Raw genomic sequence first — 13818 nt, forward strand, 5'->3', positions numbered from 1 at the left:
GATATCTTAATTTACCTCGTCTGATAAAGTTCCAATACAAATAGTAACTGCTCTCTTCAAATCATCATGATTCCAGCTGGGTATTTTTCCATGCTCAATTGCCAGCTCATGTGATGCAGGGATATGGATAAAGCCTGCCGGAAATGTAAGATTATTCTTTTTTGTATAATGTAATGCTTGATACATCACATGATTACATAAGTAAGTTCCTGCGGTGTTAGAGATATCAGCAGGAAGGCCCTGTTCTTTTAACTGCTTGACCATGTTACTAATTGGCAGTGTCGAGAATAATCCATCTGCACCATCATTCCAAATCACTTCATTATCTGGTTCATGGCCTTGATTATCTATTGGTCCATCATTCACGTTAATCGCAATGCGTTCGGGAGTAACCTTGTATCTCCCGCCAGCAAGCCCAAGCGAAATAATAGCATCTGGTTTTTCCACTTCAATTAATTGTAGTAATTGGTTGCCTGCTTTATGAAAATCAACAGATAAGATATGAGAGGCAATTGTGTAATCCCGAATTGTGGTACCATCTAATTCCTCAGCAATTTTCATTGTCGGATTAATAGAAAAATCAAGAAAAGGTTCAAATCCTGTAAGTAATAGCTTCTTTGCCATATGTAGCACCTGCCATTTCCGAATATTTGATATATCTTCCATTCATTATAACACGCGGAATGGAGATTAGACTATTTACCTTTATTGGTTGAAAGTGAGACGTATCAGTAAGGTAGTGGCCGTTATCCACTACTTCGCTTTCTTGTTGTAACTCGAAGTTTAAGGCTGGGATTTTACGAACCCATGTACCATGATGAAGTATTTACAGACCCAATGTAAGATATATATTGAAAAATGGAATATATAGTGTATAATGTAATATATACATTACATAGAGGGGGGTGTTTTAATTTGTGCAAAACCAATTAAAAATTGCGCGAGTCACCATGAATCTTACACAACAACAATTAGCAGAAAAAGTAGGGGTAACACGCCAAACAATTAGTTTGATTGAGAAAGGTAAGTATAACCCAACGTTAAAATTGTGCCTTAGCATTTGTCATGCAGTCAACAAAACGTTAGATGAAGTGTTCTGGATAGAAAAGGAGGAATGGAAAAATGCAGAAAATTAGAGATGAACGGCTAACCCTTAAAAATTTAAACAATATTCGTATTGCTTACATTATACAGACTCTTGGTATCATTGGCATTCTAGGCTATGACCTTGCAACAAAAGGAATGAGTGGAATGACAAATAATCCATTATGGGTTGTTTTTATCATAACAACTACCTTATCCGCTTACTTATCGATGACTATTAGCGTAGAGCATGAAAGCAAGAAGAGCTCTCCAAAGAAAGGATTAAAGATTTCATTATTGGTATTAGTACTGATTTGCCTTGCTATCGGGATAATCATATCCCTAGTTGACGGGTTTAATATGATGAATGGTTTACTATTACCAGGAATCATTCTTTTATGTGGAGTTATTCCTATCTATTATATTTATCATTTAAGAAACAAAAGAAATGCCGATTTGGAAGATGACTAATATATAAGAGAAAAGATTAATATTTAATACAACCAGAAATATAGTCAAAATGTAGAGTTTTCATGCATAAAAAGTACCTTCTTAAAATTAGGTGCTTGGTTTTACATCGAAATATATTGATTAGAGGTGCAAACAAAAACGTTTTGCACCCCTTCTTATATTGAAATTATCTTTTTACAGCATGTATAAAATGAATTGTCTCGAAGGCGGATAAATAATCCGACCTATTTCTAAAATAAAGCTTATTTATCAAATCTGGTGATAAATGTTCATAAATTAGCAAACCTGATCTTTCTAACATACTCTCTATTTCATTATAAGTGAAACTGGACTTCATTGGTTCCCCACTTGCTGAAGCCATTTTTACCATATTTTCAACTCTATTAGATAACCCTTTTTCCTCAAAAAGCTTTTCGTCTGCGTAATCAAAAACAAGCGAACTACCGGATGGTATATTAGTAAATAAATTATTTATCAAGCTCTGGTTTTCCTCTTTTGTCAAATAATACGAAACACCCAAAAGACTAAAAAAAGTTTTTTTGTTGTCAAACCCCTTATCTATTAAATCTTGCTTAGAAAATTTGTTAGTAAAGTCCATAGAAACAAAATGAAGATTTTCTGGGATACTGAGTTTAACATCCTTTAACTTTTTCTTTTTAAATTCCTGTGTAGCTGGGTAATCAATTTCAAATATCTCCAAGCTGTTGTTTACCTCTGGGTAGCGGAAGCCAAAAGTATCTAATCCAGCTCCGAGTATGACATATTGTTCTACCCCTAAATTAATCTCGTTTAGTAATATTTTTTCACAGTAGGCAAATCGTGCTAATGGTATTGGAGAAAGTTGAACTTGTGTAATCCACTTTAAAATTTCTTCTGGTTTTTCTTTATACTTCTCCCCAATATCTTTGTTAAAAAACTGTATCCCATTAATCATATTCTTACTGATAGTTGCGAATTCTTCTTCAGAAACTAATTCTTTTGCAATAAAATCATCAAAGATTTTTGGTGTGTCATGTTTACTGTGAAATGCTCGACCGAAAGCAGATACTAAGGAAGTTAAACTGGACTCATTTTGTTTCATACCATTTTCCTCCTATAAAAACAATAAGATTCCCCTGGCCAGGAGAACCTTATTATACACAATAAAATTTTAACTGTAAATTATAGCATAAATAATTTATTTTGTCAAATTTTATGATTGGAAATTAGAATGTTGAACGTTTATCTATTCTAAATTTATTCTTGAATTATGTCTTCTTTAATATTCATAATATCTTTTTTATTCTCTTGACGCTTTGAAACTCCCTATTCACCGACAGTGAATTTTTTGTCTGCCTGCACAAAGAAAGAGTAAGAAGGAGGTTAACTATATAAAGTCAATGGTTAGCCTCTTTCTAATTAGTGAGTATTTTCATATTTCTCTACATAAACGATTAAGCTTTTCTTCTTCTTACGACAAGGAAGAACACACCACTTAATAAGAGTAAAAACCCTGCTAGTAAATACTGATAGATTGTAGTGGCAGTTTCCGGTAGTTTTTGTTCGTCATCCTTAACAGGATCTTGTTCCATTGCCTCCTGTTCAAAAACGGTATAGGTGCTGAAGTGATCGGTTTGTGCTTTCACTTTTCCATCTTGCCATTCTCCGCCGATTGCTTCCCACTCTTCCGTTTCCGGATTTAAATAAAATAGTTGCACTTGATCTTTATCATTTACTTTGTCACTATCAACAGAAAAAGCCAATGTTACTTTTTCGTCAAAGGTACTTAATTGTTCGTCACCTTGTTTGATTTCAAAATCATAAACCACACTTAGTGCTTGATCAATATCAGCTAATCGCTCTAATTCGATTGTTACATCCTCATATTCATTAGTAAAATTAGTGGCAGCTAGTTGCATGCTGACATTTTTCAACTGAACGATGATCGTTATATGATGCTCCTTCAGCCATTTTATTTGGTCAGAAGAAAATGCTAGGTTAACAGAATCATTATGATCTCGTAAATCGATTGTTAGCTCACCTTGAGCAGCTAGCTTATCAAGTGAGTCTACTTTGATTATTGCCTCACTATTGACAACATCAGGTGTTAAGGTAATCCGATCTTGTTTCTCTGGATCTGTTGATTCCTTGGGTTCTATAGACTCTTTTGGTTCTTTTGGTTCCTTAGGTTCTTTTGGCTCTTTTGGTTCTTTTGGTTCTGGCGAAACTGGCTCAGCAGTATCGATTGTTGTAATATGGGCAACGACATTATCATTATGATAAGTTACCGTTACCTCGTAATCATCTGCTGTTACATTATCGAATTCACCTGCCACCTTGTCAGCAGTCATTAAAGTAATATTTGACTCCTCGTCTATTTCATAATTAGAAAGATCCAAATTCAACTCTCCACCATCTAGGTATAACACTTCGCCTACATTTAGTTGCGTTTGGTCATTATCTATTGCGATGTCTAGGCTTCCAGCTTCCATCGTTAAGTTACCATTTACATTCAAAGCTTCATTTACATTAACTAAAACTGTACCATTTTCCACGTAAAGATCGCCTTCACCAAAAGCAGTCGCAGAAGTAGCTTCTAACATTCCCTCTTGTAACAATGTACCGCCAGAATAACTATTGTTCCCTGTCAGCGTAAGTGTTCCTGTCCCTTGCTTGGTAAGCATACCACTGCCAGTTATATCATTTCTCCACCAATCATGGGTATTAAATCTTCCTTTTGAAGCATCCATATTCACTGTTACATTACTTAAAAAGGCACCATATCCATCAGATGCTGTTACTAAATCAAGTCTTCCCCATCCATTTGATTCGTCTATTACAGGGTAGCCTGATTCGATTTCTGTTGTATACAATACTTCTCTACGTTGTTCATCGGTCAAATACGGTTGACGAGTCTCTAATAAAACTTCCGCCCCTTTAGGAACTACAGGATCTAAACCTTTTGTGCCTGTTTGAGGTAATCCGTATGTTAGTTTTTCTCGATAGAAAGCTTTATTCGCTTCGTGGTCTTCCCACTTTTCTTTATCATAAGCACTTTCAAACGTATAATCTTCTGTTACTGTATGTGCATAATCGTACAAGCTCATTCCTTTTGATTCAGCTAATCCGCCGAATACCTCTCCAGCATTTTGATAAGCCGTATCCAATACTGCTTGGTTTTCAGCAAGATTGTATGCATAAGCCGTCATTGCTGTAGATTGTATTCTTCCTCCTATAACATCAAGCGGAGAGTGCATGCCGGTCACAATTCTATTTTCACCCATTTGTGCTGCTCTTGTTAAAAATTCAGCATATCGTTCTGGTGTTGCGTATGCAAATCCAAATGTGGATAAATATGCTGCACTTGTATGTCCACTTGGAAATGCTCCATCTTTCCCTCTACCATCTTCCGCTTTTCTCTTTACATATTCTAATGCAGGAATTACTTCCACATTCGTTTCATATTGCTGATAATGTCTTTCCCCTGTTTCTTTTTTACCACCTGAAGGTAATTCTTCTACGGTACTTTCACCACTTCCGATTGTGTTCCAAACAGGTAAACCGTTCTCGTCAACCACTTCTTTCACTTCACCATTCGAATTCATTCTGTACGGTCTAGGAGAAGAAAAGAAGTATTTAGAAGGACTTGATGAAGAAGGGTTTCTAAATCGAATTAAATGAACTAAATCCATCGCACCTTCTAGTTCCGTTCCTTCCCATTGCCCCATCCCTTGGGCTTGGTCTTCAACCGTCTCTTCTTCCAATACCTTATTCATTTCCTCTGCTGACCTGACAACACTTGTGATCGGGTTAACGATCTCTGCATAATCATTCGCTAAAGGACCATAAGCATCCATCATACTATATACCTTATCTCGTTGATCATCATAATAGGCTGCTAATGCTTCTTCAGCCGTCCTATTCTTGGTAACCTCTTCGACATATCTTATATTAGCTTTCCAGGTCTCTGGATCTCTTATTTCTTCGTTAGCATATGCTTTTTTATCTGCTACTACTTTCGTTTCATCATTTTTATAGCCATCAAAATAAACGGTAGGTCCGTCACCATAGTTTGCAACCTCACCATTTTCACCTGACACCGTTAACGCTGTGCCATCTCTCCAATCTGGTTGATTCAAAGACCAGATTTGATTAAAACCATCTAATATATTAATAAAAGGATTAGTCCCAGCTGTATTCTTCAAGATGGAATCGTTCGCATTTCCGCCATTATCGACTGCTGATAATGGTGGTACGACTTCAGGAGCATCTGTATTTATTTCTTCCGTAGTCCCTTGTGGTTTTGCAGGCTTCTCGGCAGCTTGAATCGGAAGCTGAAAAGACGCTATTGTTAGCACTGCAAGTACAAATAGTATCGACATCTTCTTCATAAATTTCATACCTTTTACATTTCTCCTTTTCTTATAATAGATTTAAAATCGCTTACCATTTCTACTTTAAGGACTGTATATTAAATGAATATAGGAAAAACGTTAGAGGTTTGTTAAATTTATGTCGAATGGATGAAACTTATGATGAAAATGCTACTATTTGATAAATAAGATACACACGCTAAGCAGAACACATTTCTATTCCAACAACTCTTTTTGCTTAAAAATTTGGATGGATGAAAAGAGAACTACTATAATAATAGCCATCGTTGTAATAAAAGCTAGTAAAAAGTTAGAATCTAGTTCTCCTGATAACAAGACCTGCCCTGTGTACTCTGTCATCATAGCCGGACTCCATTTCATATACTCTCCTAGAATCGATGTCACCGTCGAAATAGCAAAGACCACAAAAATTGTAATAAAAGCGACACTACCATTCCCCTTCATTATCGTACTAAATAAGAGTGTCAGTGTAACAACAAAAGCTAACCATATGCTGTAGATCACTACACTTTGAAAAATACGCTCGAAAGTGACCGGTTCAATCAGTAAACTCGTATAGTACCAAGAGATTACATACCCGATAAACAATGAAATGAGTGTAATGGTAAGTAACCCAGCCCATTTCGCTAATATATACGAGGAATAAGGAACTGGTTTCATCATGACCATACCCGCTACTCCACTCTGTCTTTCGGCAGAAACAACACCCATCGCACTTAAAACAAGAATAAATACACCAAGCAATCCATAATTAGATATAACGTCCATTAATACTTCTTCCCCAGTTGGAGTAGGCATTTCAATAATTGTACCTTCTGGAAGACCGCCAAAAGTATCCAAAATTTCCGGCATATAATAGGCACTAACCGGTTGCATGACACCTAGCAGAATAAAAACAATCGGAATCCATAACATTTTATAATTTCGTACCATTTCCTTCATTTCTTTTCGATAAAGAACCACCCAGTGTGTCATGCCTTCACCACTTTCATAAATAAATCTTCTAATGTTGTTTGAGAAATCTCGAACTTACGAACTGGAAGTTTTCTATCCACGATATCTTGTAATAATATTTGCTTGCCTTTTACCATATCTTTTAATACGATGCTGGCTTTATTACCTTGCATATTCACTTCAGATACAAAGCTATAACTGGCAATGCTTTTTACCCAATCGTTAGCCTGTGATTCGAATTCAATTTGTAGAATAGGTTGTCGATACTCCTCCATTACACTTTCCAGGCTACCTGATATCGTAATTTCCCCCGCATGCATAATAAGAATGTCGTCACTTATTTCTTCTGCATCATGAAGGACATGAGTTGAGAAGAGAATCGTTGTTTCCTTTTTAATCTCTCTCATCATATCCAACACTTCTCGCCTTCCAATTGGATCAAGTGCTGAAACAGGCTCATCTAAAATAAGTAATTTCGGGCGATGAATGAGTGCTTGTGCCAACCCGATCCGCTGCTTCATTCCACCAGAATATGCTCCGATTCTTCTTTTCTTCGCATTCGTCAGACCGACACGCTCCAGTAATTCTTCACTTCTTTTTTCTGCTTCTTTACGATTCAGCTTTGCTAATTGTCCTGCGAAAACAAGAAATTCCTTTCCACTCATCCAGTTAAAGAAAGTAGGATATTGAGGTAAATATCCAATAAACCGCCTTAAATCTTTTGCTGTTTCTCCCTTGAAATCAATACTGCCTGAAGTCGGTTCTAGCAATCCTGATAGCATTTTTAGTGTTGTTGTTTTTCCTGCTCCATTTGGTCCAAGTAAGGCAACGCACCTACCTTCTTCAATATGAAAATTAATTCCTTTAACAGCATTTGTATTTCCAAATCTTTTTACTAAACCATTTGCCTTTATTAGCTCCATCAATCATTTCTCCTTCCAACAACGAAATAAAGCACTGGTCCGATTAAGCTGATTAAGAGAATAATAAGGATCCACAACCATTTAGGTCCGTTCGTTTTTTCTTCTCTAATACAAGAAACTAATGCGGTAATCATAAGAATCAATTGTAAGACAATAATTGGCGCAATCGCTCCCCATGGTATTTCATTTAATGTTACATTCATTTTTTCCCCTCCAAATAATTTACTTACCCTTAATACGATTACATTCACCTAATCGTTCACTCGCAAATAAAATATATAAAAGGACTCAGGAGTTTGATCCTGAGTCCTTTCTTGTAAATATTTTTCTTGCAAAAATAAGATAGATAATAAGATACATTGGAAATTGAACAAGACCTAAAATGCCCCATAACCAAGCATTGTGTTCCCTCTTACGTGCATCCCAAAACATCCATGAGCTCTGGCAAATCAGAATGAATGCAACCACGATCCATAACCAAAGCGGCACGCTACTTAGTTCGTTTGAGTTCATTCATTACTGACCTTCTTTCTAGTTTTATTAAGAGCTAAGGGCAATAAGATAATCCCCACAAGCTGAAAGTAAAGAAAAAGAATGGGCTGACGATAAACGACGGCAATCACAACTGAAAGTGCCAATACTGCAACAGAGATAAATGTGAGGAGATCTTTCCATTGTTTTTTTCGTATTCTTTTTTTCTCTAATTCAACATTTGCCTGAAACCATTGTAAGTTTGGAGTAGATACTGGATTCCATTCATCCAGTTTTTCTAAACCATCTATTAATTGATTGACCGTTAATTCATCTTCATCATCCAACTTAATATCGCTATTTTTAGAATCATTCTTCTTCAATTCCAGCCAGCTCCTCTCTCACATTTTTTAGGCCCTTTGAAACTCGAGATTTTACTGTTCCTTCTGCAATACCCATCATTTTTCCAATTTCCTTATATGAATATCCGTAATAATGCTTTAACACGATCGGCATACGTATTTCTTCATTAATTTGGGCAAGCACATCAAGTACATCATTCCATTCCTCGTTCCTATTGGTTGCATTCCATTTCATTTTTCGGAGTGCTTGTTCCTGCTCTAGCCATTTTTTCTCCCGCTTCTTTCTACGCTGTTGATCGATATAAAGGTTTGTTGCGATTGTGATGAGCCATGAGGAAAACTTGGATTCACCATTATACAGTTGGATTTTTTCTATACACTTCATCATTGTCTCTTGTGTTAAATCTTCTGCGATTTGTGGATGAAGGGTAATTTTCATTAAATATTTTACGAGAAACGAATAATTCTGTTGTAGCAATTTCGAAAGTGCTAGTGTATCTCCTTTTTTCGCCTTTCGAATTAAATCCTGCTCATCCATAAGATCTACTCCATACAATAATGATTTATATGTAATACGATTAACTAGTAAAGATCGTTCATTTTCAAAATAAAAAAAATACAAAAAACGCTTATCTCTTATTAGTATTATTATGTTTACTTGAAAGTTGTATATGGAAAAAGCTTAGAGAATTTCATTGAATAAAAACACGTTATCATGCAATAATTCCAGGTTCGGTATGGTATATAACTATAATCATCATACTACAGAAATATCTTAAAGAAGAATAAATAGAGTCAACATATAGTTACAAAAGATTTTTTGACATAAAAAAAGCACCTTTCCCGAAGTGGGTTAGGTGCTTTAAATATTGAAATATTAACGTTTTGAGAACTGTGGTGCACGACGAGCTTTTTTAAGACCGTATTTTTTACGTTCTTTAGCACGCGCGTCACGAGTTAAGAATCCAGCACGTTTAAGAGTTGTGCGGTATTCTGGGTCTGCTTCTAATAATGCACGAGCAACGCCATGACGGATTGCACCAGCTTGACCAGTGTATCCACCACCATCAACGTTTACTAATACATCATAGCTACCTTCTGTTTCAGTAGCTACTAAAGGTTGTTTAATGATTGTACGTTGTGTTTCATATGGGAAGAAATCTTCCGCATCACGTTTGTTTACAACGATACGTCCAGTACCTGGAACTAAACGTACACGTGCAGTTGAAGTTTTACGGCGTCCGGTACCGTAGTATTGTACTTGTGCCACTATTGATTACCTCCTTTTAATTATCCGCGAAGTTCGTAAACTTCTGGTTTTTGTGCTTCATGTTTATGCTCTGCTCCACGATAAACATGTAATTTTTTAGCCATTTGACGACCTAATTTGCTTTTTGGTAGCATCCCTTTGATTGTTAGTTCTAACATTTGCTCAGGATATTTTTCACGCATTTCGTTAGCATTACGTGATTTTAAACCACCTGGGTGATTACTGTGACGGTAATATACTTTATCAGTTAGTTTTTTACCTGTAAGTTCGATTTTTTCCGCGTTGATAATGATCACATGATCACCAGTGTCAACATGCGGCGTATATGTTGGTTTATGCTTACCACGAAGGATTGTAGCAATTTCACTTGCTAAACGACCTAACGTTTGACCTTCAGCGTCTACAACAAACCACTTGCGTTCGATGTTATTTTCATTTGCCATGAAAGTTGTACGCATGCTCGGTTACCTCCTAAATCATTTTAAAAAATTTTCTTATTTTTTCTTACTAAAAGCTTTCGCTTACGCTTTTCTTGTCCGAATTTATATTCTAACACGAGTAACTTTCCGGGGCTATTCGTGGTCTAGAAAATAAAATGCCATAGATCATGTTATAACATACTACGCTAATTGTCAATAGATAGCACGCAAGGAATCGTTGTTTTTGTCATCTTTTTTTTCGTAATCTACTTCCCATAGATATAAACCTTGTGGTGGCGCGGTTTTTCCCGCTGTCGCTCGATCTGTTGCAGCAATGATTTCAGATACCTCATTTGTTGCTCGTTTTCCAGTTCCAACGTCTATTAAGGTGCCAACAATAATTCGTACCATATTGTATAAAAATCCCGTTCCTCTCACACGAATGATAATATCCTCATTCTGCTGTTCTACACCAATATCTGTAATCGTTCGGATCTTATCCCCTTTTACATTACTATTAGCCGAACAAAAAGAAGTAAAATCATGACGCCCCATAAAATACTGACTTGCTTCATGCATTTCTTGAACGTTTAACTGATTGGGAACATGATACACATAATGCCGACGAAATATATCTCGGGATGCTCCATTCATTATATAATAACGATATTCCTTTTCACTAACATCAAATCTAGCATGAAAATCGTCTGGAACTTCCTTAACCGCTACTACTTCGATATCAGCCGGAAGCATCGTATTAAGCGCGCGTACCCAATTAGGATTAGGAATCTCTAGATCTGTATCGAAATGTATGACTTGTCCAACTGCGTGTACCCCTTGATCGGTTCTACCAGACGCTGTGATACGAACAGGCTTTCCTTTATGCATTTTCGTTAATACTTTCTCGATCTCTTCTTGCACAGTACGCCCGTTTGGTTGTATTTGATAACCAGAGAACGCTGTACCGTCATATCGAATAATTGCCCTTAATCTCATGTTATTTGCCCCTTAATAAGCTCGTATACTAAAGAAAATCACCATAATTATTAGATAGACAACCATACTCGTATAGTCTATCCTGCTAAACTGTAATTGTCTTAATTTCGTTCTTCCTTCACTTCCATGATAGCCTCTTGCTTCCATCGCCATAGCGAGCTCCTCTGCCCTTTTAAAGGCGCTAATAAACAAAGGTACCAAGAGTGGTACAATTGCATAGATACGGTCCTTAAAAGAGCCTGTACGCAAGTCTACTCCACGTGATGCTTGTGCCTTCGAAATTTTCTCCGTTTCATCCAATAACGTCGGGATAAAGCGTAAGGAAATTGACATCATTAAAGCTAACTCATGGACTGGTACACGTATTTTCTTTAATGGTGCTAATAGCTCTTCGATCGCATCTGTTATTTCCATAGGAGCTGTCGTTAACGTTAACAGAGAGGTAACCATAATAAGTAGGAAGAAACGCAAGGAAATAATAAAACCTTGAACAACTCCGCCTTCATAAATCTTAAACGCCCCTATCTCAATCAACACCGCTCCATCCTTTGTGATAATTAAATGCAGGATAAAGGTAAATATAATTAAAAACCAGACAGGCGTAATCCCTTTTATCACATAAGCAATCGGCAACTTAGTTAAAAATACTAAAATAAGTGCAAATAATGTTAACCAACCATAACTGAAACTATTGTTTGCAAAAAATACGATAATAACAAACGTAAAAATAATCAGTAGCTTTGTTCTCGGATCTAAGCGATGAATGAGAGAATTACCCGGCACAAATTGTCCAATGATCATGAATGATTTCATAACTACTTCTTCTCCCTTAACATAGCCACTATTTCCTTCGCTAATACAGATGGACTTTGGCCTTTATAGCGAATATCTATACCAAACTTCTGATTAAGCTGATGAAGAATCGTAAGAATTTCCGGCATATCTAAATTCGCTTTTTCTAATAGATCTGTTTGTTTAAAAATATGCTCAGGTGTTCCTTCCATTAACAGACTACCATCTGCAAGCACAAATATATGATCAGCATATTTGAGCGCCTGATCCATCTGATGCGTAACTAGAATCGTCGTCATATGCTGTGCCTTATGCAGATCAAAAAACATCTCCATGACATCTTCCTGTCCTTTAGGATCGAGTCCTGCAGTCGGTTCATCTAAGATTAACACTTCAGGCTTCATCGCTAATACACCTGCTATTGCTACTCTACGCATCTGTCCTCCACTTAATTCGAAAGGTGATTGCTCTAAAACAGCTGGGTTAAGCTGTACTTTTTCTAAAGCTTCCATGATTCTTGTTTCCATTTCTTCAGCTGATACGTTAAAATTCTTTAAACCGAAACTGATATCACGTTTTACGGTTTCTTCGAATAGCTGGTGTTCAGGATATTGAAAAACAACCCCAACTTTTTCTCGTAACTTCTTTAAATCTTGCCGTTTCCTCTCCTTTGACAAGTGGAAATCCCCTACTTTTACTGTACCTTCTGTAGGTGTTAATAGGCCATTAATATGTTGCAGAAGGGTCGATTTCCCTGAACCTGTATGACCAACAAACGCTACAAACTCTCCTGAACGGATATTCAGGTTAATATCTTTTAATGCTTGAAAGGAAAAAGGTGTATTCATTTGATACGTATAGCTTACTCTTTCAAATTGGATGTCCATAATGCGTCCAAAAACTCCTTACTATCGATTGGGTAGGTGGCAAAGTGATAGCCATGTTGCCCTAATTCTATTGCAAGTTGAACGGTAAGTGGTAAGGATAAACCAACAGACTCTATTCCTTCATAGTCATCAAATAGTTGCTCTACAGATGTATCCTTATAAACTTCCCCATGATTCATCACCACTACTCGATCTGTTAAAGTGATTTCTTGTAAGTCATGTGTGATCATGACCATTGTAAGCTCCAGATCCTCTTTTAACCGATTAATGGTAGCAAGAATTTCTTTTCTACCTTTTGGGTCTAGCATAGAAGTAGCTTCATCTAGTAACAGAATTTCTGGATGTGTTGCCATTACACTCGCGATCGCAACTCGCTGCTTTTGACCACCTGACAGATTATGTGGTTCATGATGTTGATAGTGTCGCATTTCTACTTGTTGTAATGTCTTATCAATCCGTTTTATCATTTCCTCACGTGGAACTCCGCGATTCTCTAAACCAAAAGCTACATCATCTCTAACCGTTGTGCCAACAAATTGGTTTTCTGGATTTTGAAATACTAATCCAATGTTCTTTCGGATTTCCCAAACATTTGAGGGCGTTACTTTCCTACCATTTATCCATATCTCACCAGCTTGTGGAACAAGTAAGCCATTTGCTAATTTAGCAATTGTTGATTTACCTGAACCGTTGTGGCCGATAATAGCTACTGTTTCATTTCCTTCAATTGTTAAGTTGAATTTCTTTAATATCCATGGGGCATCTTCATTATAACGAAAATAAACATCTCGAAATTCTATCACAGGCATCGTTCTTT

16 protein-coding genes are annotated in these 13818 nt (G+C 36.6%); 2 read left to right on the forward strand and 14 right to left on the reverse strand.

Annotation, left to right across the window (positions count from 1 at the left end; translation table 11 throughout):
* Positions 1-6: 6 nt before the first annotated feature.
* Positions 7-624 (reverse strand): pyroglutamyl-peptidase I, encoded by a 618-nt coding sequence (locus tag SH601_RS15270; RefSeq protein WP_319959196.1) that lies wholly within the window; start codon positions 622-624, stop codon positions 7-9.
* 293 nt (positions 625-917) lie between these two features.
* Here SH601_RS15270 and SH601_RS15275 point away from each other — a divergent pair, with 293 nt between their 5' ends.
* Positions 918-1136 (forward strand): helix-turn-helix transcriptional regulator, encoded by a 219-nt coding sequence (locus tag SH601_RS15275; RefSeq protein WP_319959197.1) that lies wholly within the window; start codon positions 918-920, stop codon positions 1134-1136.
* The gene (locus tag SH601_RS15280) at positions 1123-1554 is read left to right on the forward strand and encodes a hypothetical protein (RefSeq protein ID WP_319959198.1); all 432 of its coding nucleotides are present in this window, start codon (positions 1123-1125) and stop codon (positions 1552-1554) included. The genes SH601_RS15275 and SH601_RS15280 overlap by 14 nt, the downstream gene beginning before the upstream one ends.
* A gap of 166 nt (positions 1555-1720) precedes the next feature.
* On the opposite strand, the gene SH601_RS15285 is transcribed toward SH601_RS15280, so the two are convergent.
* The 13 genes from SH601_RS15285 to SH601_RS15345 form a co-directional block, all read right to left on the reverse strand.
* A complete protein-coding gene (locus SH601_RS15285) occupies positions 1721-2635 on the reverse strand; it encodes a class I SAM-dependent methyltransferase (protein ID WP_319959199.1) in 915 nt (304 codons plus the stop codon).
* Between the two features lie 352 nt (positions 2636-2987).
* Entirely contained in the window at positions 2988-5933 is a 2946-nt protein-coding gene (locus SH601_RS15290; RefSeq protein WP_319959200.1) for a phosphatase PAP2 family protein, read from the reverse strand.
* Positions 5934-6122: 189 nt separating this feature from the next.
* On the reverse strand, positions 6123-6902 hold the full coding sequence (locus SH601_RS15295; protein ID WP_319959201.1) for an ABC transporter permease: 780 nt from the start codon (positions 6900-6902) through the stop codon (positions 6123-6125).
* On the reverse strand, positions 6899-7804 hold the full coding sequence (locus tag SH601_RS15300; RefSeq protein ID WP_319959202.1) for an ABC transporter ATP-binding protein: 906 nt from the start codon (positions 7802-7804) through the stop codon (positions 6899-6901). The genes SH601_RS15295 and SH601_RS15300 overlap by 4 nt, the downstream gene beginning before the upstream one ends.
* A complete protein-coding gene (locus SH601_RS15305; protein WP_319959203.1) occupies positions 7804-8007 on the reverse strand; it encodes a PLDc N-terminal domain-containing protein in 204 nt (67 codons plus the stop codon). The genes SH601_RS15300 and SH601_RS15305 overlap by 1 nt, the downstream gene beginning before the upstream one ends.
* Positions 8008-8313: 306 nt before the next feature.
* Positions 8314-8658, reverse strand: a complete 345-nt coding sequence (locus SH601_RS15310) for a YxlC family protein (protein WP_319959204.1) — start codon at positions 8656-8658, stop codon at positions 8314-8316.
* Positions 8645-9175: an RNA polymerase sigma factor SigY gene (gene sigY, locus SH601_RS15315; RefSeq protein ID WP_319959205.1), complete on the reverse strand. Its 531-nt coding sequence runs from the start codon at positions 9173-9175 to the stop codon at positions 8645-8647. Before sigY ends, SH601_RS15310 begins: the two co-directional genes overlap by 14 nt.
* A gap of 339 nt (positions 9176-9514) precedes the next feature.
* Positions 9515-9907, reverse strand: coding sequence for a 30S ribosomal protein S9 (gene rpsI, locus SH601_RS15320; RefSeq protein WP_319959206.1), 393 nt, complete (start codon positions 9905-9907; stop codon positions 9515-9517).
* A gap of 20 nt (positions 9908-9927) precedes the next feature.
* Positions 9928-10365 (reverse strand): 50S ribosomal protein L13, encoded by a 438-nt coding sequence (gene rplM, locus SH601_RS15325; RefSeq protein ID WP_319959207.1) that lies wholly within the window; start codon positions 10363-10365, stop codon positions 9928-9930.
* A gap of 174 nt (positions 10366-10539) precedes the next feature.
* Entirely contained in the window at positions 10540-11322 is a 783-nt protein-coding gene (gene truA / locus SH601_RS15330; RefSeq protein WP_319959208.1) for a tRNA pseudouridine(38-40) synthase TruA, read from the reverse strand.
* Positions 11323-11334: 12 nt separating this feature from the next.
* Positions 11335-12135: an energy-coupling factor transporter transmembrane component T family protein gene (locus SH601_RS15335; protein WP_319959209.1), complete on the reverse strand. Its 801-nt coding sequence runs from the start codon at positions 12133-12135 to the stop codon at positions 11335-11337.
* A 2-nt stretch (positions 12136-12137) separates the two neighbouring features.
* A complete protein-coding gene (locus SH601_RS15340; protein ID WP_319959210.1) occupies positions 12138-13001 on the reverse strand; it encodes an energy-coupling factor transporter ATPase in 864 nt (287 codons plus the stop codon).
* Positions 12977-13810: an energy-coupling factor transporter ATPase gene (locus SH601_RS15345; protein ID WP_319959211.1), complete on the reverse strand. Its 834-nt coding sequence runs from the start codon at positions 13808-13810 to the stop codon at positions 12977-12979. The genes SH601_RS15340 and SH601_RS15345 overlap by 25 nt, the downstream gene beginning before the upstream one ends.
* Positions 13811-13818: the final 8 nt, after the last annotated feature.

It is taken from the genome of Gracilibacillus pellucidus (assembly GCF_033949965.1).
Taxonomy (GTDB): domain Bacteria; phylum Bacillota; class Bacilli; order Bacillales; family Amphibacillaceae; genus Gracilibacillus; species Gracilibacillus pellucidus.